The organism is Pyxidicoccus sp. M6, from assembly GCF_055568925.1.
The window spans coordinates 4,029,287-4,049,753 of the sequence record NZ_CM145714.1; the positions used below are offsets into that span (position 1 = coordinate 4,029,287).

The window sequence follows — 20,467 nt, forward strand, 5'->3', positions numbered from 1 at the left end:
GTCAGTGACTCCCCGCGGCCATGGCCCGCTGCGCCTCGGAGGCGCTGAGCCGGTCCAGAATCTTCCCGTCCGCCAGGCGCCACACGGCGTTCGCGTGGTGCATCACCTTGGCGTCGTGGGTGGAGAAGATGAAGGTGGTGCCCTCCTTCTGGTTGAGCTCCTTCATCAGGTCGATGATGTGCTGGCCCGTCACCGAGTCGAGGTTGGCGGTGGGCTCGTCCGCGAGCACGAGCTGCGGCCGGGTGACGAGCGCGCGCGCCACGGCCACGCGCTGGCGCTGGCCGCCGGACAGCTCGTTGGGGCGGTGCTTCGCGTGGTTGGCGAGCCCCACCTGCTCCAACAGCTGCATGACGCGCTCGTGGCGCTGCGCCTTGTCCAGCTTGCGCTGGAGCAGCAGGGGGAACTCCACGTTCTGGAAGACGCTGAGCACCGACACCAGGTTGAAGCTCTGGAAGATGAAGCCGATGGTGTGCAGGCGCAGGTCGGTGAGCTGGCGCTCGGAGAGCTGCTTGGTGTCCTTGCCGGCCACGCTGACCACGCCGGTGGTGGCGGTGTCCACGCAGCCGATGAGGTTGAGCAGCGTCGTCTTTCCGCTGCCGGACGGCCCGGCGATGGAGATGAACTCACCCGGGTGAACCTGGAGGTCCACGCCCCGGAGCGCCGGGACGACGACCTTGCCCAGGTTGTAGTCCTTGGTCACGTTCGTGATGGAGACGATGGGAGTCGCTGCGGGCGTCATGCGGTACGTCCTTTCGAAGCCTTGGGGGTGCGGGTGGGGCGTGCGGAGCGGGTGGCGCGCCACCGCTCGGCGATGCCGGCCATCTCGGTGAGGTAGAAGTCGCAGAAGTCCGCCGCCTCGCGCAGGTGCGGCTTGCCGGCGAGCTGCGGCGAGGCGAGGGCGCTGCGGCACATCTTCACGAAGGCCTTCATCGCCTCCTCCGCGGTGCGCAGCCGGCTCTCCCAGCCCTCGGAGCTGATGACGTAGTAGTGCTGCCGGTCTCCAGGCACGCTGACCGGCTCCACCAGCCCCATGGCCATGCAGGCCCGGATGTTGGTGGACACGGAGGCCGCGCTCACCTTGAGCAGCTCGGCGATGTGTTTGAGCGACAGCGGCGCGTCCGCCAGCATCAGCAGCGCGTGGATGCGCCCGCCGATGCGCGTGCCGCCCTGCCGCTCGAAGTGCAGGGCCATCGCTTCGATGAAGCGCAGCTCCGCGGCGCCCAACTCCGTCATGCCTGGCCTCCGTGCCTTCCACCCGGGCGCCGCTCGCGCTCGCGCTACGAAACGGCAGTCCCAGGAAGGCGGGCCGGCATGTAATCCGTTCAGTTCATTCAGTCAACACTGAATGAAGTGAGTTGACCGGGCGTGCATGTGCCACACGGTTGCGAAAAAGGAAGGGGCCCGCGGCCGTGGGTGGCCGTGGGCCCTGGGAGTACCCCGTGCGCCGGGGCAGGGTGTGTGTCACGGGCGGGTGTCCGTGGCGTGACGTGACTCAGTGCGTGTCGGTGCCGGAGCTGTCGTCCGGGTTCATGGTGTTGCTGCCGGAGTTGATGTCGGTGTTCCCGCTCGGCTGCTGCGTCGAGTCCATGCCCGAGCCGCCGGTGTTCATGTCCACGTCCTTGTCCTTCTCCAGGCCGGAGCCGCCCGTGCCCTCGTTGATGGACGAGTCGGGCGACATCACGTCCCCGGAGCCGCCGGTGCCGGACATGGAGATGCTCTTGGCGACGTTGTCCGTCTCCTTCACCTCGTAGCTGGCGCGAATCTCCTGGCCCGGCTGCAGGTCCTTGGCCTTCTTGAGGTTCGGGTCATCGAACTTGGTGCTCTTGTCCACCTTGAGCGGCACGACCGCGCCCATGTGCTCCAGGTAGATGGTCTTCGAATCGGCCTTGACCACCTTGCCCGTCAGCTCCTTCTGGCCCATGGCGTTCTGATTGCCCATGGTGCCGGTGCTGCCCGGGGTGGTGGAGCCCGAGCCGCCCATGCCCGGCTCCTGTTGTGTGGAGCCCTGCATGCTGCTGTCCTGCGGCACGGACTCGCTACCCGCCGTGCCGGAGCCACCCTGGGCGGTCGATGGCTCCTGCTGCGTGCTCGCGGAGTCCTGCGCGAAGGCGGCGCCCGAACCGAACAGTGCGATGGTCGCGATAACCCCAACCAGCTTCTTCATGGAGACTCTCCTGTGTGAGTGCGGCGGAGGGCATGCGGGCCGCTCCGTTGCGCAAAACCTAGGTGCGCTGGAGGAAGCGGACAGGGCTTGCTGGGCAGTCCGTTGGAGTGCCCGTTCCCTCCTCGGCCGGTGGGACGTGGCGTCCAATCCCCAATGGAAGGGGCCGGGCGGCTTGATGGGGGCCGGGCTTTTCCCCTACCGTCCCGAATCCAGAGCCCATCGGCCGTCCGGCCGCTGGCCCGTCAGGAGACTTCCGCCGCAATGCCCCCGTCCGCCAAGCCGTCCACGCCCGCGCCGGCCCAGGAGCTGCCCGCGCCCTCCTATCCCGCCGTCGAATCCCTGATTGAAGCGACCCCGGCGGAGGAGGTGCGCGCCTTCTTCGCGCCCGTGAAGGCCGGCCTCGCCGAGCTCAAGGGCCCCAAGGTGGAGCAGGGCAAGAAGGTGCAGGCCGCCGTGGCCCGCGCCGAGGAGCTGCTGGAGCTGCTGGTGGAGACGCGCGAGCGCCTCATCGTCGAGGCCAAGGGCGGCAAGGGGCGGCGCTAAAGGCCCGGAATGACGGAGGTTTCCCGGGCATCCCACATTTTTGGGGTGGATCAGGAAACCTCGGGCCCCCGGGGCCGATAATCAGGGAGAGAGCATCCGGAGCATTGGGGATCTCTGACCTTTTTCGCTGTCCGCAGCGCCTGGAGGAAGCAATGGCGAAGATCGACAACATGATGGGCCCGAACGTGCGTCTCTCGACCAACGTGACGACGGCACGGCAGACGCCGCAGACGGGCTTTGGAGCGCGCCTGCAGAACGGCCTCAACAGCGCGGCGAGCGCTGTGGGCACGGGCGTGGGCGCGGTGGCGGGCATGGTTCCGGGCGGGACGATTCTGTCCGCCGCGGTTTCGTCCATGCACACCTTCTCGAGCAGCAGCGGCTCCGGCATGGCCGGCCAGCCCTACGCGGGTGTGATGAGCACCGCGGTGTCGCCGGGTGGCGGCTCGGCGGTGATGGCCTCGGGCGTCGCCGGCGTCGGCGGCGGCGTGGCGGGCACCGGCCTCGCCGGTAACCCGTCGGCGGGCGTGGGCTCCAACGCCAGCGCCACGGACACCGTCAACGGCAACTTCTCGCTGAACAAGATGGCCGAGGAGAACTCCAAGCTCCTCAACCTGCAGGCCGCCATCCAGCAGGAGTCGCAGACCTTCACGGCGATTTCCAACGTGATGAAGTCGCGGCACGATTGCATCAAGAACTCCATCGGCAACGTCCGCTAATCCCTGGCGGGCGGCAGGCCTGAGAGGGAGGGGAGCGGCGCCGCTCCCGTCCCCGCCGGGCGCGGAAAGGAAGAGCGAAGTCCATGGCGGAGAGCTCGGAGATTGCGAACAGCCTCGTCCCCGTCGGCCGCCGGCAGGCCATGGTCCTGCTGGAGGCGGGCTATCTGTGGCTCGACATGGGCCACTTCGACAAGGCTCGGGAAATCTTCGCCGGAGCCGCGGCGCTGATGCCGAAGAGCGAGGTGCCTCAGCTCGGGCTCGGCGCGGTGGAGTTCGCGCAGGGTCGCCACGACAAGGCGCTGCAGGCCTACCGCTCGGCGCAGCGGCTGGCGCCTGACTCCGCGCTGCCTCGCGCCCACGCGGGCGAGGCGCTACTGTTCATGGGAAAGGTGCCGGAGGCTCTCAAGGAGCTGAAGGCGGCCATGGACCTGGAGCCGGACGGAGATGGCGCGAAGCTTGCCCAGTCGCTCATCCAGGCGAAGGAGGCGGGTGTCCTGCCTCCTGCGAAGAAGTAGACGACGGGAGGAGATGGCGATGGCTGTCGGTGGTGTGGGACGAGGCGGCGGAAAGGGACGTGCCGGCGGCGCGAAGGGCGCTGGCGGCGCGGCGCCGACGGCGGGCTCCAGCTTTGGCGGGAAGGTGGACCGGGCGGAGTCTCTCGTCGGGCCCTCGGGTCTGGTAGGCTCCAGCAACGTCCAGGGCCCCCAGGCCGCGGACCCGGTCGCCGCCCAGGCGAAGGCCATTGCCCGGAAGCTGAAGAATGGGGGCTTCAAGAGCAAGGAGGAGGCGACGAAGGCACTCGTCGCCGAAATCCTGAAGGAGAAGCTCCGCATGAAGTCCTCCTCCTTGACCAGCAAGATTTCAGACGCGCTGCAGGATGATCCGCGGCTGAACCAGGTTCTCGAGCGGCTGTGGTCCAAGGCCGAGTGAGCTGCGCTTGGCTCTGGGCGAAGACAGGAAGGTCATCCTCGAGAAGTACGGCCCCTACGTGCGGTCGCTGGCGGCGACCGTGCGCAAGCAGTTCAACGCCCAGCTCGAGCTGGATGAACTGGTGGCCTACGGGCAGATAGGGCTGCTGGAGGCCGCCGAGCGGTTCGACCCGAAGGTGGGGGCCAACTTCCTCACCTTCGCGCACTACCGCATCAAGGGTGCCATCTTCGACGGGCTGCGGAAGATGGGGGTGTTGCGAGGGGCGGACGCTCGGACGGCGTTCGCGGGAGAGCGGGCGGCGGCGTACCTGGGCAATCTGGCGGACCGCGAGTCGGGCGCAAGCAACCGGGGCAGCTCCTTCGACGATGATGTCAATGACATCTCGGATGCGGTGGCCGGGCTCGCCATGGTGTTCGCGACGAGCATGGAAGGGGCGGACTCCGCGGGCTACACCGACGAATCGCTGCCGGTGGACGTCCGGATGGAGCTGGAGCAGACGAAGAACAGGGTGAGGGCGGCGATAGAGAAGCTCCCGGAGAAGGAGAAGAAGCTCCTTCAGGGCTACTACTTCCAGGGCAGGACGCTGGAGGAGGCGGGAGCGGAGATTGGGCAGTCGAAGAGCTGGGCATCGCGGCTTCACGCACGCGCCATCGACCGGCTCAAGGAACTCTTGAACGAGGAGGAGGAACTGCCTCCTTCTCCGACGGATGCAAGGAGGGTCTCACATGGCGGGTCCGATGACCGGAGTCTCCGCGGCGCAGGTGGCGCAGCAAAAGCTGCAGGACCAGGGCGCTCAGCAGACGAACAAGCAGGGCGCGTCGAAGTTCGACGGAGTTCTCGCTGACAAGGCCCAGGGCGCGGGCCAGGTGGACGCCGCCCAGGGTGTGAACAAGGCGCAGGCGGCCCAGGCCACCCAGAAGGCGGACGCCGTCCGTCAGGTGGAGACCGTCAACAAGACGGAGAAGGCCGCCCTGAACAAGGTCAGCGGCGCGGGCCAGGAGCCCATGACGGCCAAGGCCGCCGAGCCCGTGCAGGGCAAGGCCGAGACGGCCAAGTCCTCCAAGGCCGGCGACATGGTGACGCAGGTGATTGGCGACCTGGAGAAGGGCCAGGTCAACCTGGAGAAGATCATCTCCCAGGCCTCCAGCGGGAAGCAGTTCTCCAACGCGGAGCTGCTCTCCCTCCAGGCGTCCATGTACCAGTACACGCAGCAGCTGGACCTGACGTCCAAGGTGGTCGAGAAGGCCACCACCGGCCTCAAGGACGTCGTCAAGACGCAGGTCTGAAGCCTCCCACCAACCTCTGGTGGCGCTCGTGAAGGGCGGCTCCTCCCAATCCCGGGAGGGGGCGCCCTTCCGCGTTTTCCGGGGGCCTAGTAAGCTCTCGCCCGCCCATGATTCGCCGACCGCACGCGTTTGCCGCCCTGCTCCTTGCCCTCGTCTTCACGACGGGCTGCCAAATCGAGCTCCAGCACGAGCTGAATGAAGCGGACGCCAACGAAATCTACGTCCTGCTCAGCAAGAACGGCATCAACGCCAAGAAGGAGAAGGAGGAGGGCGGCAACGAGGTGCGGTTCATGATTACCGTGCCCAAGGCGGACGCGGCTCAGGCCGCGGAGCTGCTCAAGCGCAACTCGCTGCCGCGCCCGGTGGAGAAGGGCCTGGCCCACTTCGCCAAGGGCAGCATGGTGCCCACCGCCACGGAAGAGCGCGCCATGCTCCTCAAGGCGCTCGGCGGCGAGGTGTCCAACGCGCTCAATCAGATCGACGGCGTGCTGGAGGCGCGCGCCATCGTGATGATTCCGGAGAACAACGACCTGACGCAGCCGGAGAACAAGCCGATGCCGTCCGCGTCGGTGTTCATCAAGTACAGGCTGATGGACGGCAAGCCGCCCATCGCCGAGGAGATGGTGAAGAACTTCGCGGCCTCCGCGGTGCCGGAGCTCAAGCCGGAGCACGTCACGGTGCTGATGACGCCGGCGATGCTGCCCACGGCGGAGACGGACGCGGAGAGCCGGCTGCAGGACGTGCTGGGGCTGCGGATGACGGCGGCCAGCGCCAGCCAGTTCAAGGTGATGTTCGCCGGGGCCTTCGGCCTGGTGCTGGTGATGATGGGCCTGACGGCGTGGACCTTCATGCGCGGCGGCTCCAGCGCTCCCGCGGCGCGCGCCGGGGCCCGTGGCCGCGGCCGGCCTCCGGAGGCCTGAGGCTGGGGCCTGACGCTTCTCTCCCCTCGAAGCGGGCGGCCGTGAGCCCGCGAGGTGACGTTTGGACTCGTTCTTCACCTCGCTCAACAAGCGCCAGAGCATGATGCTGCTGACCGCCGTGACGTTCGGCGGACAGGACAGCCTCGGCGCGTTGGAGCACCTCCCGGAGGAGGAGGGCGCGCTGCTCAAGCACCGCGCGCAGGAAATCCTCCAGATTCCGCGCGAGAAGCGCATCCCCGCGCTGGTGCAGGAAATCAAGCGGCTGGTGAAGGACCGGCGCGGGCAGCTCTGGAGCGCCGAGCCGGAGCGGCTGGCCGCGCTGCTGCAGCGCGAGCGCGGAGCGCTGGTGGAGGTGGTGATGCGCGCGCTGCCGGGCACGCTGGCGGACGCGGTGCGCACGCACCTGCCGCCCTCGCGCGTGAAGCTCACCCGCGAGGTGCGGCCGCAGGTGCTGGACATCGTCCGGTGGAAGCTGGAGGACGTGCTGGCGCGCGAGGCGGCGGCGCAGCAGGCCGCGAGCTTCAAGTTCTCCGACGTGCTCCAGCTGCAGCAGCGCGAGCTGCTCACCGTCTGCGACAGGCTCGGCGCGCGCGTGCTGGGGCCGGCCATGGCGGGCCTGCCCGACGCGGAGCGCGACGCCCTCGTCGAGCCGCTGCCGCCGGATTTGCGCCTGCTGGCCACCAAGGCAGTGACGGCCAATGCTCCGCGCAAGCTGCCGGAGGAGGACGCCCGCGCGCAGCTGGAGGTGCACGACGGGCTGAAGAACCTCGGCGGCGCCATCCGCAGCGCGGGCGTGCAGCGGCTGGCGCGCGCGTGCGTGGCGCAGTCCCCGGAGTTCGCCGCGCGCATGCTGGAGAAGTACCGCGGCGAGTTCGGCGCCCTCATCGCGAAGTGGGTCCGCGAGGAGCGCATCCGCCCCACCGCGCGCGGCGACGGCGGCCGTACGGACATCGTCATGGACCTGGAGCGGCTGGCCTCGCGCGGCCTCATCGAGCGGCCGGTGCGTCTGGCGTCCGCGCCGCCTCCGCGCCAGTCCGCCATGCTTCCGCCGCCCCCCGGCGCGCGCAAGGCCGCGGGGGCTCCCGCTCGCGCGGCCCCGTCCGCCCCTGCTGCCGATGGCCGTCCGGCGCCGCGTGCCTCCATGGCCGGCCCCGCCGCGTCCCGTCAGGTGCCCGCCGTGTCCGGCGCCGCCCGCCGCGACATCATGGCCGAGCGCGCCGCCCGCAACGCGGGGGCCGTCTCCAACCGCGAGCCCTCGCGCGCTGCGCCCGGCATGAAGCGGCCCGGAGACCCGGGCGGCTCGGCCGTGCACCGGGTGCCGCCGCGCCGTGATGACGCCTCCACCGCCAACCCCGCGGGGAGCCGCCGCGAGCCCGGCGCGCCGGAACCCCGGGCGTCGCGCGCCATGCGGGGAGACCCGGAGGGCGCCCGCATCGGTCCGCCTCCCTCTCGGCTGGGGCAGCGGGACGCCCGCCGGTCCGAGGACCCGGAGACGAACCCCGAGCCCGCTCGGGAGCGCTCGCGCGTGCAGTCGCGGCCGGCGGAGGACTCCTCGCGTGTCTCGCGGGTACGGCCCCGGGCGGAGCCGGAGGCCGACCGCCGCGAGGTGGGGGATGATCCGGAGGGCTCACGGGTGTTCCGCTCTCGGGGCTCCGTTCCCCGGGCCCGGGGCTCGCAGGAGGAGTCCGCGCCGGAGCGGCCTCCTCGCGTCCTGGCCGGGCGGTCCACCACGTCTCCCGGGCAGGGCTCCGTGTCCCTCCCCCGGGGGGAGGGGACGTCGGTGCAGCGCCGCCCCCGGGCCCCGTCCGGAACCGACCGTCCGGTGCCTCCGGGTGCCGGTGGGCGTGGACCGAAGGGCGGAACGCGCTAGCATCCGGGCCCCAAGGAGCACCCCATGGCTATCGGCAAGGTAATCAAAGGCGACGGCTCGGCCGAGCCGGCCCTCGCGTCGGAGCGGCCCGCGCTGCGTCCCCCCTCCATGCGCGGCGGCGGCGTCATCAACGCCGAGGTCTTCGAGGCCAAGCAGGGCGCCCAGGCCATCATCGAGGACGCCCACCGCGAGAAGGAGCGCATCCTCGCCGAGGCCCAGCGCGAGCGCGACGACTTGCTGGCCAGGGCGAGAGACCAGGGGCGCCAGGAGGGCCTGGCGCAGGCCACCGAAATCGTCCTCCGCGCGAAGATGCAGGCGGGGGAGCTCCTCGGCTCCTACGAGAAGGACGTCATCGCGCTGTCCTTGAAGATGGCGGAGAAGATCATCGGCCGGAGCCTGGAGAAGGACCCGGACCTGATGGTGGAGCTGTGCGCGTCCGCCATCGACAACCTGCGCAGCGCCCGTTCCATGGTGCTGCGGGTGCACCCGAAGACGGCGGCGGTGCTGCGCGCCAAGAAGCCCGTCCTCATGGAGCTCATCGGCCGCGCGGTGGACCTGGCCATCAAGGAGGACCCCGAGGTGGCGCCGGTGGGCTGCATCGTCCAGACGGAGTTCGGCACGGTGGACGCCCAGCTCCCCACCCAGCTCGAGATGCTCCAGAACGTCCTCCTTCCGGACCCGAACGGCCGGAAGGAAGGGCCGGCCTGACGAGGGAGGACACCACCCATGGCCATCGACCTGTCGCGCTACTACGAGCTCATCAAGGACGCGAGCCTGGTGCGCGTCCGCGGCCGCGTCACCGAGCTGACGGGCCTCATCATCAAGGCCAGCGTGCCCAACGTGCGCGTGGGCGAGCTGGTGTTCATCAAGAGCCGCACGCGCGGCTCGGTGCGGGCCGAGGTCGTGGGTTTCCAGGGCGACGAGGTCATGCTCATGCCCCTGGGCGAGCTGTACGGCATCGGCCCGGACAGCGAGGTGGTGCCCACCGGCAAGCCGCTGACCATCAAGTGCGGCGAGGCGCTGCTGGGCCGCGTCCTCAACGGCATCGGTGAGCCCATGGACGGCAGCCCCCTGCCGGACGAGGGGCTCGTCGACTGGTCCGTGGACCGAGACTGCCCGGACCCCTTCACCCGCCAGCGAATCGAGCGGCCGCTGCCCCTGGGCGTGCGCTGCATCGACGGGCTCCTGACGGTGGGCGAGGGCCAGCGCGTGGGCCTCTTCGCCGGCTCCGGCGTCGGCAAGTCCACGCTGATGGGACAGATAGCGCGCAACACCAAGGCGGACCTCTGCGTCGTGGCCCTCATCGGCGAGCGTGGCCGCGAGGTGCGCGAGTTCATCGAGGACGCCATGGGCGAGGAGGGCATGAAGCGCTCCGTGCTGGTGTGCGCCACCTCGGACCAGCCCAGCCTCGTGCGCCTTCGCGCCGCCTATGTGGCCACCGCCATCGCCGAGTACTTCCGCGAGCGCGGTGGCAACGTGCTCTTCATGCTCGACACGGTGACGCGTCTGGCCCGTGCCCAGCGTGAGATCGGCCTCGCCGTCGGTGAGCCCCCGGCCCGCCAGGGCTACCCGCCGAGTGTGTTCTCCATGCTGCCCCGCATCCTGGAGCGCACGGGCAACTCGCAGAAGGGCAAGTGCACCGCCATCTACACGTGCCTCGTGGCCGGCGGTGACATGGAAGAGCCCATCGCCGACGAGGTCCGCGGTATTCTCGACGGCCACTTCATCCTCAACCGCGCCCTTGGCGAGCGGAACCAGTGGCCCGCCATGGACGTGCTGGCCAGCCTCTCCCGTGTGATGAGCGGCATCGTCACCAAGGAGCACAAGAAGGCCGCGGGCACGCTGCGCGAGTTGCTCTCCACGTACGAGAAGCAGCGAGACCTCATCCTCCTGGGCGCCTACCAGTACGGCACGGACCCCCGCACGGACCGGGCCATCGACAAGTACGACGCCATCATCGACTTCCTGAAGCAGGACACCCATTCCAACTCGGAATTCGAGGAGACGGTGGCCCAGCTCATCGCCCTGTTCGAGGAGTGACGGCGGGGCAGGGGTGCGCGGTGGGAATTCCGGGTTAGGATGGCGCCACCATGCCCCCGTACCGGTTGCAAGCCCTGCAGGACATGCGCGCCCGGGCCAAGGAGGAGGCGGAGCAGGCCTTCTCCGCCGCCATCAAGGCCCTGGAGAAGGAGAAGGCGGAGCTCCAGCGGCTGATCGACGACCTGGAGAAGCGCAAGCGCGAGCGCAAGCAGAAGGTGGCCGCCTACCTCAAGGAGGTCATGGCCCGGGGTGCCGGCATCAACGGCATGAACATGATGAGCCGCTTCGAGGAGCGCCTGAAGGACGAGGAGGCGCAGGTGGCACTCGAGGTGGAGCGCCAGAAGGAAGCGGTGAAGGTGGCGGAGAAGCTGGTGGAGAAGCGGCGCCAGGAGATGGCGGACGCGGCCATGGAGCTGAAGGCCATCGAGAAGCACAAGGAGAACTGGTTGAAGCAGGTGAAGTACGAGCGCCAACAGCGCGAGGAGCTGAACCAGGAGGAGATTGGCAATGCCTTGTTCCTGGCTCGACAGCGCAAGTAACCTGCCGCCCACCCACCCCTCGGGAATGACGCCATGAGCCGAGTCGACGACGACCGCGAAGCAGCGCGCCTGGCCGAGCGCCTCCTGCAGGAGAAGAAGCTCGCCGAGGGCCAGGCGAAGAAGCGGCAGGAGGGTGCCACCGCCTTCCAGAAGCTGATGCAGCCGCAGGCCCAGACGCCCGCAGCGCCCCAGACGCCAGCGCAGCCCCAGGGGAACCTGGGCCGCTCCGTGCTGGCCAAGGCGCTGCAGCAGGGCAAGACCTTCAACGAGAAGCTCCAGCAGCCGGGCACCGGCGGCAACGAGGCGGCGACGCAGACGGGCCGGCGCTCGGATGCGAACGCGACGGAGGCCCGCTCCGGCTCGCGCGCGGCGGACGCGAAGGAGAACCGCCGCTCCGCGGAGGTCCGCGAGAAGGACATGAGCAGCGCGGAGAGCGCGCTGGGGCAGGTCAGCTCGGAGCGGGGCGCCGCCATCAAGGCGGACGCCGACGCGGGCGGCGGCAAGGGCAACAGCGGCGGGGGAGGGAAGGACAAGAAGGAGGGCGGGACGGAGATGGGCCCGGGCTTCCGCTTCAACCCCGCGCTGATGGCGCCGGTGCCGGTGGCCAAGCCCAAGGACACCGCGGGCTCCGAGCGGCTGCGTGCCCTGGCGAGCGAGATTGCGCAGAAAATCGTCGACCGCATCCGGGTGGGCACCAACGCCGCCGGCAATGCGGAGTTCCAGATTGATTTGCGCGGCGACGTGCTGAGCGGCCTGTCCATCAAGGTCAGCGCGAGGAACGGGAAGATTTCGGCCACCTTCAGCGGCACCAACCGCGAGGTGCTGAAGCAGCTGGAAGAGGCGGGTGAAGGCCTGCGCACCGCGCTGAGCGGCCGCGGCCTGAGGCTCGAGGACCTGAAGTTCGAGGCCCGCACATGAGTGTGGAGCCCGACGACGACGGGCCCGGAACGCACGAGCGGACGATGCTGGTGGACGTCCGCGAGATGCGGATCCGTCCGGACCGTCCACCGGAGCGGCAGGAGCGCGCCCCGGAGCGTGCTCCCGAGCGCCCGGAGCGCGCCCCCGAGCGTCCCGAGCGCGCCCCGGAGCGTCCGGAGCGCGCCCCGGAGCGAACGCCGGAGCGCTACGAGCGCGAGCCGTCGCGGTACGAGCGCGAGCCTTCCCGCTACGAGCGAGAGCCCTCCCGGTATGAGCGCGAGCCGTCCCGGTACGAGCGTCAGCTGCCGGAGCGGCCCGCGAAGCCGGAGCGCCCGTGGCGGCCGTTCACCTTCCGGAACCTGGAGAAGGTGTCGCGCGCCCAGGGCCTGCTGGCGGAGCGGCTGCGCTGGCTGACGCCGGCGGAGGGGACGCTCACCTCGGTGGCCACGCGGCTCAAGGAACTCTTCGACGCCCCGGTGAGCCTGTCGCTGGAGTCCGTGCAGGTGCGGCCCATGGCCGAGCTGCGGCGCTTCCTGGGCGACCCCACGTTCCTGGCGGTGCTGGCCCCGGGCGCGCTGCAGGGGCGCGCGGTGCTGGAGGTGGAGCTGGCGCTGGCGCACGCGGCGGTGGACCTGCTCCTGGGCGGCGCCGGTGAGATGGTGGGCCTGCGGCCGCTGACGGACATCGAGGAGGGCGTGATGGGCTACGTCGTCCTCGAGTCCCTCAAGGTACTGGTGCCCGCGCTGCAGCAGGCGGTGCCCCGGCCCCGGCTGGACGGTGTGGCGCGTGGCGTGGACGAGGTGTCCGCGCGCCTGGGCGACGACGGGCCCATGCTGGCCGTACACCTGCACGCCACGCTGGGGCCGCACGGCGGCCTGGTGCGCCTGGTGGTGCCGGCGGCGGTGCTGGAGGCGGCCGAGCCGGTGGTGGAGAGCGCCCACCGGCGCGCGCGCCTGAAGGCGGACCTGGAGGCCAACGCCAGCCGGCTGTCCGCGGTGCGCAGCTGGCTGCGGGCGGAGATTGGCGCGGCGGAGATTTCGGCGCAGGACCTGGCCAGCTTGCGCGTGAAGGACGTGCTGCTGGTGGACGCGCTGTCGGCGCGGCCGGACCGGGGCGAGCCAGGCACGGCGCAGCTCCGGGTGGGCTCGGGGCGGGCGGGCCGCGCGGACGCGGAAGTCTTCATCGAGGGTGGACGCTACCGGGCGCGCATCACCGACATCGTCCTCGGCGAGCCGGGCAACCCGCGCTCGGCGGGGGAAGAGGGCTCGGGGGCGGAAGAACCAGAGGACTTCACCAACCCGGAGCTGGATGTGCCTCCGGAACTGGAAGGGGCGGCCTTGGACGAGTTGAAGGACGGAAGCGACCTGCTCGGCGATGTGCCCCTGCAGATTGCCGTGGAGCTGGCGCGTGTGCCCGTCACGGCGCAGCAGGTGGTGGGCATGCGGGCGGGCCAGGTGCTCGAGCTGAACCGCGGCCCGGGCGAGCCGGTGGAGCTGAGTGTCAACGGCAAGGTGGTGGCGCGGGGCGAGCTGGTGGAGGTGGAAGGCCAGCTCGGCGTGCGCATCATCGCCCTGGCGGGGTGAGGCCCCGCCCCGGCTCAGGAAAGGGCAGGCGGGCAGGCGGGCGGGGCCCGTGGCGGTCCTCCGTCCGATGAACTAGCCTCGCCCCCAACCATGGCAGTCCTCCGCCCCTCCCTCATGCGCCTGCTGCTCGGTGCCGCGCTGGTGCTCACGCCGCCCGCCGTCCTGGCGCAGGCTCCGTCCGCACCCTCGCAGCCGGCCGTGGCGCCAGCACCCACGGCGGAGTCGGCGAAGGCCGCGCCGGTTCCGGCCGAGCCGTCCGAGAAGCCCGCCCCCCCTGCCTCCGTGACGGACGCGCCCGCTACACAGGCGCAGGCCGCGAAGGCTCCGGCGGACCCCTTCGATGACCCGTCCATCGGCGCGACGCAAGGGGCAGGGGAGGAGCAGGACGAGAGCGTGGGCTGGATGCTCCTGCGCACGCTGCTGGTGCTGGGCGCGGTGGTGGCGTCCATCTACCTCACGCTGAACGTGGGCCTGCGCAGGCTGATGGGGCTGCAGGCGGTGTCCTCGGGCCGCCAGCCGCTGGTCTCCGTGGTGGAGCGGCTCCCGTTGGACCAGCGCCGCAGCCTCTTCGTGGTGAAGGCCGCGGACGAGTATCTCCTGGTGGGTGGCGGCGAGGCCGGCCTGCAGTTGCTGTCGAAGCTGGATTCGGAGGCGGTGGAGCGCATCCGCGCGCAGCAGCGCCCGCAGCCGAACGCTGTCACCCTGAGCCCCTTCCTCCAGAAGCTTCTCTCCCGCCGCAATGGCGGTTCGCCCTCCCAGCCCCCCGGCGCCTGAAGACCTTCCCGTGCACACCCCTTCCTCCGCCCGCTCCGTCCTTCCGCGCATCCCGCCCTGGCTGTTCGCGGCCGCGGTGTCACTCAACCCCATCATCGCGCTCGCCGCGCCGAAGAAGGGCGGCGCCGCCCTCCCCGAGTCGGTGGCCAACGAGGCGGTGAACAGCGACTCGTTCACCTCGCGCCCGCTCATCCTCATCCTCGCGCTCGCCGCCATGGGCCTCGTGCCCTTCGCGCTGATGATGGTGACGAGCTTCGTGAAGATTTCGGTGGTGCTCTCCATCGTCCGCTCGGCGCTGGGCACCCAGCAGATTCCGCCCACCCAGGTGATTACGGGCCTGGCGGTCATCCTCACCGTCTACATCATGGCCCCCGTGGGCATGGAGATGTACCGGGCCGGCGGCGTGGACATCTGGGCCAAGGGGCCCGGCGTGTTCTCCTCGGAGACGGTGGGCTCGCTGCTCGGCGCGGCCGACAAGTCCAAGGAGCCCCTGCGCGCGTGGCTGATGAAGAAGGTGACGAACAAGGACCGTTCGCTCTTCTTCAACCTCGCCAAGAAGCTGCGCAAGGGCGAGGACCGCGACGCCGTGCAGAACAATGACTTCATGGTCATCATCCCGGCGTTCGTGGTGTCCGAATTGAAGGAGGCCTTCCAGATAGGCTTCCTCCTCTTCGTCCCATTCATCGTCATCGACATGGTGGTGGCCAACATCCTGCTGGCGCTCGGCATGCACATGCTGTCGCCCACCACCATCTCCATGCCCTTCAAGCTGCTCCTGTTCGTGCTCGTGGACGGCTGGTACCTCATCGCCAAGGGCCTCGTCGTCGGCTACCTGTAGGAAGGCGCCCCCATGAATCAGCTCACGTTCATCACCCAGGAGGCCCTGTTCCTGGTGCTCGTGGTGTCGGCGCCGCCGGTCCTCACGAGCCTGCTGGTGGGCTTCCTCATCTCCCTGTTCCAGGCCACCACGCAGATTCAGGAGCAGACGCTCACCTTCGCGCCCAAGGTCGTCATCGTCTTCGGTGTGCTGGCGCTGACAGGTCCGTGGATTGGCAGCCAGCTCTTGCGCTTCACCTTCCACGTCTTCGACAGGTTCCCCGCGCTGATTCGATGAACGTCGCGGACCTCGTCAGCGAGCTCGCCTCCCGAGCCAACGTCTCCGCCGTCATCTTCACGGTGGCGCTGCTGATGTGCCGGGTGATGCCCGTGCTCATCTTCAGCCCGTTCCTCGGCGGCGAAGTCGTGCCCACCGAGCTGAAGATGGGCATCGGCCTGACGCTGTCCATCGTGCTGTACCCGGTGGTCGCGGCCTCCGTGAAGACGATTCCGCTGAGCGCGCTGCCGTACATCGCGCTGATGGCCAAGGAGGTCTTCATCGGCTTCTCGATAGCCTTCATCGTCAACACGGCCTTCGAGGCGGCGCGCGTGGCCGGCACGCTGGTGGACACCATGGCGGGCAGCAACAACGCCCAGCTCTTCGTGCCGCAAATCGGCCAGCAGGTGTCCCTCTTCTCCAACCTGAAGATCCAGCTCGCGGTGGTGCTCTTCCTCACGCTGGACGGGCACCACCTCGTCATCCAGGCCCTGGGCGACAGCCTCGTCTCCATTCCCCTGGACGGTTTCCCCCGCTTCAGCCAGGGGCCGTGGCCCTTCTTCGACATGCTGATCCGCGTCTTCGCGGACCTGTTGCGCGTGAGCCTGGCGCTGGCCGCGCCCGCCATGCTGGCCACCTTCCTCACCGACGTGGCGCTGGGCGCCATCAACCGCGTGGCCCCGCAGATTCAGGTGTTCTTCATCTCCATGGCCATCAAGCCGCTGGTGAGCGTGCTCATCATCTTCCTGGTCTTGAGCGCCCTGACGACGCGCATGCAGGTGGAGCTGCGCGGCATGCTGGTGATGCTCAACAACGCCATGAAGCTGCTCACCTGACCTTCCTTCCCCCCGGACGCACGCCATGTCGGACGAGAGCGGAGAAAAAACAGAAGAGCCATCGCAGAAGAAGCTCGATGACTCTCGCAAGAAGGGCCAGGTCTGGAAGAGCAAGGACCTGAGCGGCATGGGCGTGCTGCTCGTGGGCCTGGGCGTGGTGAAGGCGACGTGGAGCTCGCTGGAGCAGGAAATCTCCACGCTGTTCCAGTTCACCTTCGACCACGTGGCGCACCCGGAGCACCTGGACGTCGTCACCGGGCAGGCGCTCTACCTCGCGCTGCGCACCATGCTGCTGGTGTCGCTGCCCATCATCTTCGGCGGCGCCTTGATGGGAGGACTGCTGGAGTACGTGCAGGTCGGGTCCCTCTTCACCATGGACCCGCTGATTCCCAAGCTGGACAAGCTCAACCCGCTCGCCGGCTTGAAGAACATGTTCTCCAAGAAGGCCATCGTCGAGCTGCTCAAGAACCTCATCAAGATCTCCGTCACCGCCTACGTCGTCTACGGCGTGGTGCGGGACGCCATGCCGCTCGTGGTGGAGACGGTGCGCCAGGACACGCGCGGCATCATGATCATCATGGGGGAATTGGTGACGCGCGTGGCCTCCCGCGTCGCGCTCCTCTTCGTCCTCTTCGCCATCTTCGACGTGTGGTGGCAGCGCAAGTCCTTCATGAAGGACATGATGATGACGAAGGAGGAGGTGAAGAAGGAGTACAAGGAGAGCGAGGGCGACCCCCACCACAAGGCCAAGCGCAAGGAGATGCACCACGAAATCATGGAGGGTGCGCAGATGGAGGCCGTGCGCGAGGCGGACGTCATCGTCACCAACCCGGACCACGTGGCCGTGGCCCTGAGTTACGACCGCGAGAAGGACGGCGCGCCCCGCGTCATCGCCCGTGGCATCGACCACAAGGCCGAGCGCATCAAGGCCATTGCCCGCGAGAAGGACGTGCCCACGCTGCGCAACGTGCCGCTGGCCCACGCCCTGCTACGTGTGGAGGTGGGCAACGAGATTCCCGAGGAGCTCTTCGACGCCGTCGCCGAGGTCCTCAACTTCGTCTACGGGCTGAAGGCCGCCCCGTCGACGCCCGCGGCGTCCGGGGACAAGGGCCGCGCGCGTGCATGAGTGGGAGCAAGCGGCCATGATGCACGGAACTTCTTCGGAGCTGCCATGAGTGACGACGAGGCCGAAATCGCCATCGCGCTGAAGTACGACAAGGAGAAGGACGGCGCTCCGCGCGTGGTGGCCAAGGGCATGCGGCTCAAGGCGGAGAAGATTCGCGCCATCGCCAGGGAGCACGGCATCCCCTTCATGCGGAACGTCAACCTCGCCAACGCCCTGTACCGCGTCGAGGTGGGGCAGGAGGTTCCAGAGGAGCTGTACGATGCCGTCGCCGAGGTGCTGAATTTCGTCTACGAGCTGCAGCGCGAGCAGGCGGCCGCCAACAGTAAGCGCTAGGGGGGCTGGACGGCCCCCTCCCACATGGAGTGACATCGGGTACCACGATGGCCAGAATCAACAATCAACCCCCCAAGACGCCGGTATGGCCCTGGGGGGGACCCCGAAGCGTCCGTGAGCGGCTCGTCGACCCGTCCCAGGTCGACCGCAAGAAGCTCCGCAAGACGGGCAACCCCAAGAACCCGGCGCTCGCCTCGTCCGCGCTGCTGGACTTCATCGGCCCGGCGCACTCGTCGGAGGAGCTGCGTCTGCCGCTGCCCCCGCACCCCGGCGGGCACGACGCGGACCTCGAGGGCTTCAGCGACCGGCCGCACCTGGCCAGCGTCGCCGGCCGCGGGGACGAGGAGCAGCGCCGCATGCTGGATCGCGGCCTCTCCAAGGTGAATGCCCCGCCGGAGCGGCTGGAGCGCCTCAAGGCCCTGCTCCAGCGCGAGTCCGCCATGCTGACGCTGGTGGATCAGGTCAACGAGGAGACGAAGGAAATCATCCGCCAGATGTGGGCGGCTCAGAAGGACGAGGGCATCTAGCGCCATGGCCGTGCTGGACCCGGAGGATCCGCAGGACGAGGCGAAGCTCGCGGCCACGCTGCAGCGCTGGGCGGACGGGAAGGCCACCCTGCGCGACGTGCGTGGCTACTCGGACGACGAGCTGTATGCCATTGCGAAGACGGCCTATTTCTTCTTCTACCAGGGCCGTATCAGCGAGGCGCGCACCCTCTTCCAGGGGCTGTACGCCGTGAATCCCACCGACGGCTATTTCGCCAAGGCACTGGGCGTGGTGGAGATGGCCGCCGGCAACGGGCAGGGCGCGCTCGCCGCCTTCGACGTGGCCGCCAAGCTGTCTCCCCAGGACCCGTCCGTCTACGTGGGCCGCGCCGAGGTGAAGCTCGCGCTCGGCCAGAAGCAGCAGGCGCTGGAGGACCTGCGCCGCGCCGCGGCGATGACGCCCGAGGATGACCCCGTCGTGCGCAAGGCCGGGGCCATGCTCACGGCGCTCGGACGCCGGTGACGGGTGGGTCAACCATCACTTCCGGAATGAAACGAAATACCGGGAGTCTGCTAGGCTGTCTGACGTTCCCTTTTTGTCGTCATGGAGGTTGTCGACATGTCGAACCCTAATCCTGATCCGCGCGTTCCCGCCGAGATGCCGCCTGAGGCTCCGGCCGAGCTGGTTGCCAAGCGCGAGCGCATCGTCCCCGAGCTGGAGAAGCAGGCGAAGTCGGCGACGGGCACGCTGCAGCAGGTGATGCGGAAGATGGCGGCGCTGATCGGCAACACGAAGCCGGGCGCGTCGCTGAGCTTCCAGCTCTACCAGGACGTGAAGGACGCCTTCTCGCGCCACCTGGCCGAGGCGGAGAAGAACCCGGCCCTGGCCCAGATGCCGCCGGTGCTCATCGAGTCCGTCGAGTGGATGCAGGCGTACCTGAACGCCCGCGGCTTCGCCTCCGAGCCCGCGGCCGCCTCGACGGCGGCTCCCGCGAAGGCCCCTGCCAAGTCCGGCGCGCCGGCGGGTGCGAAGGACGCCTTCGAGACCAGCAGCAAGAAGCACGCCTCGCTCACCGGTGAGGCGCCCCCGCCTCCCGCGGTGCAGCCGGACGTCAAGGCCGAGCAGAAGGACCTGGAGTCCTTCAAGGCCTGGATGAAGAACCCCAGCCTGGGCAAGCTCAAGGGCTAGCCGGGGCCGCGGTGTCGAAAGGGGCGCGGGAACGCAACTTCCGCGCCCCTCCCGTCGATAACTCCTCCGAGACTCATTTCCCCAAGGAGCTTCCCCCATGGGCAACACCATTGGAAACACGCCGCCGGCCACCGCGCGCGGCAACACCCAGCAGGCCAGCGACGCCGAGAAGACCAGTGCCTGGCAGGGCGTCCTGGACTCCGCCGTGGCTCGGATGACCGACTCGGAGGTCAAGGGCAGCCTGAAGTACCTGGGCGACGGCCGCATCGACGGCGTCAAGCAGAAGGTGAAGGATGAGATGGAGGCCTTCGTCCGGGACAACCCGAACGCCTCCGTCGACGAGATCAAGAAGAAGGCGGAGGAGGTCTCCTCCAAGCACGAGACGAACGCCGTCTTCAACAAGATGCGCGACGACAACTTCTTCAACAAGCTGATGAGCCGCCGCAAGGAGCTGCTCAAGGACATGTGGGGCTGATCCCCCGACGGATCTCCCACAGCCTCCTGTCTTGCCCCGCCGCCCGGGTCCCCTCGAAAGAGGGTTGATCCGGGCGGTGGTCTTTTTGGCGCCCTGCGTCGTGGGCCTGGCCCTCAGGAGTTGAGTCCCCGGGCCCCTGGGAGCTCCAGCAGCTCGTGCGCAGGAGGGGGGCCGCCGAGCTCATGCTTCGCAGGGGCCGGTCACGCCTGGTGCGCGCCGGCAGCTCATGCTCCGGCCGCCGCCCGCGGGCTGGTGGAGTCTGGCCCGCAAAAGCGAAGAGCCGGCATCCCGTGAGGGAGGCCGGCTCTCGAGACTGCGACCGCGGCAACCGAATTACTTGATGTTGCCGATGACGGACATCGCGATCTCGTTCAGCTTCTTGATGATGTTGGAGGCGAACGCGGTGGCCTCCTGCTGCTTCTGGAGCATGAGCTGGGCCTCGGCGCGGTCACGGTCCGGACCGGTCAGGCCGGACAGGGACTTCTCCTCCAGCGCGCTCAGGGACTGGCTGTTGCCCAGGGCCTTCGTGAGGGAAGCGGCGGCGGTGGTGGCGGTGGTCATGGCGTTCTCCGGGAATTTGGAAGCGAGTGGTTTGCTGCGGCGCTGCTTACAAAAGGATTATGGGCGGGACGGGGTCGAAAGTTTCC

27 protein-coding genes are annotated in these 20,467 nt (G+C 69.1%); 23 read left to right on the forward strand and 4 right to left on the reverse strand.

Annotation, left to right across the window (positions count from 1 at the left end):
• Nucleotide 1: 1 nt before the first annotated feature.
• The 3 genes from ACVTJA_RS16010 to ACVTJA_RS16020 form a co-directional block, all read right to left on the reverse strand.
• A complete protein-coding gene (locus ACVTJA_RS16010) occupies nt 2–739 on the reverse strand; it encodes an ABC transporter ATP-binding protein (protein WP_465837238.1) in 738 nt (245 codons plus the stop codon).
• Nucleotides 736–1,233 (reverse strand): GbsR/MarR family transcriptional regulator, encoded by a 498-nt coding sequence (locus tag ACVTJA_RS16015; RefSeq protein WP_465837239.1) that lies wholly within the window; start codon nt 1,231–1,233, stop codon nt 736–738. Before ACVTJA_RS16015 ends, ACVTJA_RS16010 begins: the two co-directional genes overlap by 4 nt.
• Nucleotides 1,234–1,492: 259 nt before the next feature.
• Nucleotides 1,493–2,164: an RNA-binding protein gene (locus tag ACVTJA_RS16020; RefSeq protein ID WP_465837240.1), complete on the reverse strand. Its 672-nt coding sequence runs from the start codon at nt 2,162–2,164 to the stop codon at nt 1,493–1,495.
• Between the two features lie 261 nt (nt 2,165–2,425).
• Here ACVTJA_RS16020 and ACVTJA_RS16025 point away from each other — a divergent pair, with 261 nt between their 5' ends.
• From ACVTJA_RS16025 to ACVTJA_RS16135, 23 genes are all read left to right on the forward strand, one after another.
• Nucleotides 2,426–2,707: a hypothetical protein gene (locus tag ACVTJA_RS16025; RefSeq protein WP_465837241.1), complete on the forward strand. Its 282-nt coding sequence runs from the start codon at nt 2,426–2,428 to the stop codon at nt 2,705–2,707.
• A gap of 152 nt (nt 2,708–2,859) precedes the next feature.
• Nucleotides 2,860–3,423 carry a hypothetical protein gene (locus ACVTJA_RS16030; protein WP_465837242.1) on the forward strand — a complete coding sequence of 188 codons (564 nt, stop codon included), beginning with the start codon at nt 2,860–2,862 and terminating at the stop codon, nt 3,421–3,423.
• 83 nt (nt 3,424–3,506) lie between these two features.
• Nucleotides 3,507–3,938, forward strand: coding sequence for a tetratricopeptide repeat protein (locus tag ACVTJA_RS16035; protein ID WP_465837243.1), 432 nt, complete (start codon nt 3,507–3,509; stop codon nt 3,936–3,938).
• Nucleotides 3,939–3,957: 19 nt separating this feature from the next.
• Nucleotides 3,958–4,353, forward strand: coding sequence for a hypothetical protein (locus ACVTJA_RS16040; RefSeq protein WP_465837244.1), 396 nt, complete (start codon nt 3,958–3,960; stop codon nt 4,351–4,353).
• 7 nt (nt 4,354–4,360) lie between these two features.
• Entirely contained in the window at nt 4,361–5,197 is an 837-nt protein-coding gene (locus ACVTJA_RS16045; protein ID WP_465837245.1) for a sigma-70 family RNA polymerase sigma factor, read from the forward strand.
• A complete protein-coding gene (locus tag ACVTJA_RS16050; RefSeq protein WP_465837246.1) occupies nt 5,115–5,639 on the forward strand; it encodes an ATP-dependent helicase HrpB in 525 nt (174 codons plus the stop codon). The genes ACVTJA_RS16045 and ACVTJA_RS16050 overlap by 83 nt, the downstream gene beginning before the upstream one ends.
• A 107-nt stretch (nt 5,640–5,746) precedes the next feature.
• Nucleotides 5,747–6,559, forward strand: coding sequence for a type III secretion protein (locus ACVTJA_RS16055; protein ID WP_465837247.1), 813 nt, complete (start codon nt 5,747–5,749; stop codon nt 6,557–6,559).
• Nucleotides 6,560–6,620: 61 nt separating this feature from the next.
• A complete protein-coding gene (locus tag ACVTJA_RS16060; protein WP_465837248.1) occupies nt 6,621–8,429 on the forward strand; it encodes a hypothetical protein in 1,809 nt (602 codons plus the stop codon).
• Between the two features lie 24 nt (nt 8,430–8,453).
• On the forward strand, nt 8,454–9,137 hold the full coding sequence (locus ACVTJA_RS16065; protein WP_465837249.1) for a FliH/SctL family protein: 684 nt from the start codon (nt 8,454–8,456) through the stop codon (nt 9,135–9,137).
• An 18-nt stretch (nt 9,138–9,155) separates the two neighbouring features.
• Nucleotides 9,156–10,469: a type III secretion system ATPase SctN gene (sctN, locus tag ACVTJA_RS16070; protein ID WP_465837250.1), complete on the forward strand. Its 1,314-nt coding sequence runs from the start codon at nt 9,156–9,158 to the stop codon at nt 10,467–10,469.
• A 50-nt stretch (nt 10,470–10,519) separates the two neighbouring features.
• Nucleotides 10,520–11,008, forward strand: a complete 489-nt coding sequence (locus ACVTJA_RS16075) for a flagellar assembly protein FliH (protein WP_465837251.1) — start codon at nt 10,520–10,522, stop codon at nt 11,006–11,008.
• A 33-nt stretch (nt 11,009–11,041) separates the two neighbouring features.
• Nucleotides 11,042–11,926, forward strand: coding sequence for a flagellar hook-length control protein FliK (locus tag ACVTJA_RS16080; protein ID WP_465837252.1), 885 nt, complete (start codon nt 11,042–11,044; stop codon nt 11,924–11,926).
• Complete coding sequence (sctQ, locus tag ACVTJA_RS16085; RefSeq protein WP_465837253.1) at nt 11,923–13,509, forward strand: type III secretion system cytoplasmic ring protein SctQ; 1,587 nt, start codon at nt 11,923–11,925, stop codon at nt 13,507–13,509. Before ACVTJA_RS16080 ends, sctQ begins: the two co-directional genes overlap by 4 nt.
• 90 nt (nt 13,510–13,599) lie before the next feature.
• Complete coding sequence (locus ACVTJA_RS16090) at nt 13,600–14,283, forward strand: FliO/MopB family protein (RefSeq protein ID WP_465837254.1); 684 nt, start codon at nt 13,600–13,602, stop codon at nt 14,281–14,283.
• Nucleotides 14,249–15,121: a type III secretion system export apparatus subunit SctR gene (sctR, locus tag ACVTJA_RS16095; protein ID WP_465837255.1), complete on the forward strand. Its 873-nt coding sequence runs from the start codon at nt 14,249–14,251 to the stop codon at nt 15,119–15,121. Before ACVTJA_RS16090 ends, sctR begins: the two co-directional genes overlap by 35 nt.
• A gap of 12 nt (nt 15,122–15,133) precedes the next feature.
• A complete protein-coding gene (gene fliQ, locus ACVTJA_RS16100; protein ID WP_206720262.1) occupies nt 15,134–15,397 on the forward strand; it encodes a flagellar biosynthesis protein FliQ in 264 nt (87 codons plus the stop codon).
• The gene (locus ACVTJA_RS16105; RefSeq protein ID WP_465837256.1) at nt 15,394–16,212 is read left to right on the forward strand and encodes a flagellar biosynthetic protein FliR; all 819 of its coding nucleotides are present in this window, start codon (nt 15,394–15,396) and stop codon (nt 16,210–16,212) included. Before fliQ ends, ACVTJA_RS16105 begins: the two co-directional genes overlap by 4 nt.
• A 25-nt stretch (nt 16,213–16,237) precedes the next feature.
• Nucleotides 16,238–17,338, forward strand: a complete 1,101-nt coding sequence (gene sctU, locus ACVTJA_RS16110) for a type III secretion system export apparatus subunit SctU (protein WP_465837257.1) — start codon at nt 16,238–16,240, stop codon at nt 17,336–17,338.
• Between the two features lie 45 nt (nt 17,339–17,383).
• The gene (locus tag ACVTJA_RS16115; RefSeq protein WP_465837258.1) at nt 17,384–17,671 is read left to right on the forward strand and encodes an EscU/YscU/HrcU family type III secretion system export apparatus switch protein; all 288 of its coding nucleotides are present in this window, start codon (nt 17,384–17,386) and stop codon (nt 17,669–17,671) included.
• Nucleotides 17,672–17,718: 47 nt separating this feature from the next.
• Nucleotides 17,719–18,198 (forward strand): hypothetical protein, encoded by a 480-nt coding sequence (locus ACVTJA_RS16120; RefSeq protein ID WP_465837259.1) that lies wholly within the window; start codon nt 17,719–17,721, stop codon nt 18,196–18,198.
• A 4-nt stretch (nt 18,199–18,202) separates the two neighbouring features.
• Entirely contained in the window at nt 18,203–18,679 is a 477-nt protein-coding gene (locus ACVTJA_RS16125) for a SycD/LcrH family type III secretion system chaperone (protein ID WP_465837260.1), read from the forward strand.
• 96 nt (nt 18,680–18,775) lie between these two features.
• Nucleotides 18,776–19,345 (forward strand): hypothetical protein, encoded by a 570-nt coding sequence (locus tag ACVTJA_RS16130; RefSeq protein ID WP_465837261.1) that lies wholly within the window; start codon nt 18,776–18,778, stop codon nt 19,343–19,345.
• 97 nt (nt 19,346–19,442) lie between these two features.
• On the forward strand, nt 19,443–19,820 hold the full coding sequence (locus tag ACVTJA_RS16135) for a hypothetical protein (RefSeq protein ID WP_465837262.1): 378 nt from the start codon (nt 19,443–19,445) through the stop codon (nt 19,818–19,820).
• 333 nt (nt 19,821–20,153) lie between these two features.
• Here ACVTJA_RS16135 and ACVTJA_RS16140 read toward each other — a convergent pair whose 3' ends face one another.
• The gene (locus ACVTJA_RS16140) at nt 20,154–20,381 is read right to left on the reverse strand and encodes a hypothetical protein (RefSeq protein ID WP_465837263.1); all 228 of its coding nucleotides are present in this window, start codon (nt 20,379–20,381) and stop codon (nt 20,154–20,156) included.
• Between the last annotated feature and the right edge of the window lie 86 nt (nt 20,382–20,467).

Bases quoted from the DNA above. Each gene is read 5' to 3' on its own strand.
- ACVTJA_RS16010 (WP_465837238.1), bottom strand. From the start codon at position 739: ATGACGCCCGCAGCGACTCCCATCGTCTCCATCACGAACGTGACCAAG.
- ACVTJA_RS16015 (WP_465837239.1), bottom strand. From the start codon at position 1,233: ATGACGGAGTTGGGCGCCGCGGAGCTGCGCTTCATCGAAGCGATGGCC.
- ACVTJA_RS16020 (WP_465837240.1), bottom strand. From the start codon at position 2,164: ATGAAGAAGCTGGTTGGGGTTATCGCGACCATCGCACTGTTCGGTTCG.
- ACVTJA_RS16025 (WP_465837241.1), top strand. From the start codon at position 2,426: ATGCCCCCGTCCGCCAAGCCGTCCACGCCCGCGCCGGCCCAGGAGCTG.
- ACVTJA_RS16030 (WP_465837242.1), top strand. From the start codon at position 2,860: ATGGCGAAGATCGACAACATGATGGGCCCGAACGTGCGTCTCTCGACC.
- ACVTJA_RS16035 (WP_465837243.1), top strand. From the start codon at position 3,507: ATGGCGGAGAGCTCGGAGATTGCGAACAGCCTCGTCCCCGTCGGCCGC.
- ACVTJA_RS16040 (WP_465837244.1), top strand. From the start codon at position 3,958: ATGGCTGTCGGTGGTGTGGGACGAGGCGGCGGAAAGGGACGTGCCGGC.
- ACVTJA_RS16055 (WP_465837247.1), top strand. From the start codon at position 5,747: ATGATTCGCCGACCGCACGCGTTTGCCGCCCTGCTCCTTGCCCTCGTC.
- ACVTJA_RS16065 (WP_465837249.1), top strand. From the start codon at position 8,454: ATGGCTATCGGCAAGGTAATCAAAGGCGACGGCTCGGCCGAGCCGGCC.
- sctN (WP_465837250.1), top strand. From the start codon at position 9,156: ATGGCCATCGACCTGTCGCGCTACTACGAGCTCATCAAGGACGCGAGC.
- ACVTJA_RS16075 (WP_465837251.1), top strand. From the start codon at position 10,520: ATGCCCCCGTACCGGTTGCAAGCCCTGCAGGACATGCGCGCCCGGGCC.
- ACVTJA_RS16080 (WP_465837252.1), top strand. From the start codon at position 11,042: ATGAGCCGAGTCGACGACGACCGCGAAGCAGCGCGCCTGGCCGAGCGC.
- sctQ (WP_465837253.1), top strand. From the start codon at position 11,923: ATGAGTGTGGAGCCCGACGACGACGGGCCCGGAACGCACGAGCGGACG.
- ACVTJA_RS16090 (WP_465837254.1), top strand. From the start codon at position 13,600: ATGGCAGTCCTCCGCCCCTCCCTCATGCGCCTGCTGCTCGGTGCCGCG.
- sctR (WP_465837255.1), top strand. From the start codon at position 14,249: ATGGCGGTTCGCCCTCCCAGCCCCCCGGCGCCTGAAGACCTTCCCGTG.
- fliQ (WP_206720262.1), top strand. From the start codon at position 15,134: ATGAATCAGCTCACGTTCATCACCCAGGAGGCCCTGTTCCTGGTGCTC.
- ACVTJA_RS16105 (WP_465837256.1), top strand. From the start codon at position 15,394: ATGAACGTCGCGGACCTCGTCAGCGAGCTCGCCTCCCGAGCCAACGTC.
- sctU (WP_465837257.1), top strand. From the start codon at position 16,238: ATGTCGGACGAGAGCGGAGAAAAAACAGAAGAGCCATCGCAGAAGAAG.
- ACVTJA_RS16115 (WP_465837258.1), top strand. From the start codon at position 17,384: ATGAGTGACGACGAGGCCGAAATCGCCATCGCGCTGAAGTACGACAAG.
- ACVTJA_RS16120 (WP_465837259.1), top strand. From the start codon at position 17,719: ATGGCCAGAATCAACAATCAACCCCCCAAGACGCCGGTATGGCCCTGG.
- ACVTJA_RS16125 (WP_465837260.1), top strand. From the start codon at position 18,203: ATGGCCGTGCTGGACCCGGAGGATCCGCAGGACGAGGCGAAGCTCGCG.
- ACVTJA_RS16130 (WP_465837261.1), top strand. From the start codon at position 18,776: ATGTCGAACCCTAATCCTGATCCGCGCGTTCCCGCCGAGATGCCGCCT.
- ACVTJA_RS16135 (WP_465837262.1), top strand. From the start codon at position 19,443: ATGGGCAACACCATTGGAAACACGCCGCCGGCCACCGCGCGCGGCAAC.
- ACVTJA_RS16140 (WP_465837263.1), bottom strand. From the start codon at position 20,381: ATGACCACCGCCACCACCGCCGCCGCTTCCCTCACGAAGGCCCTGGGC.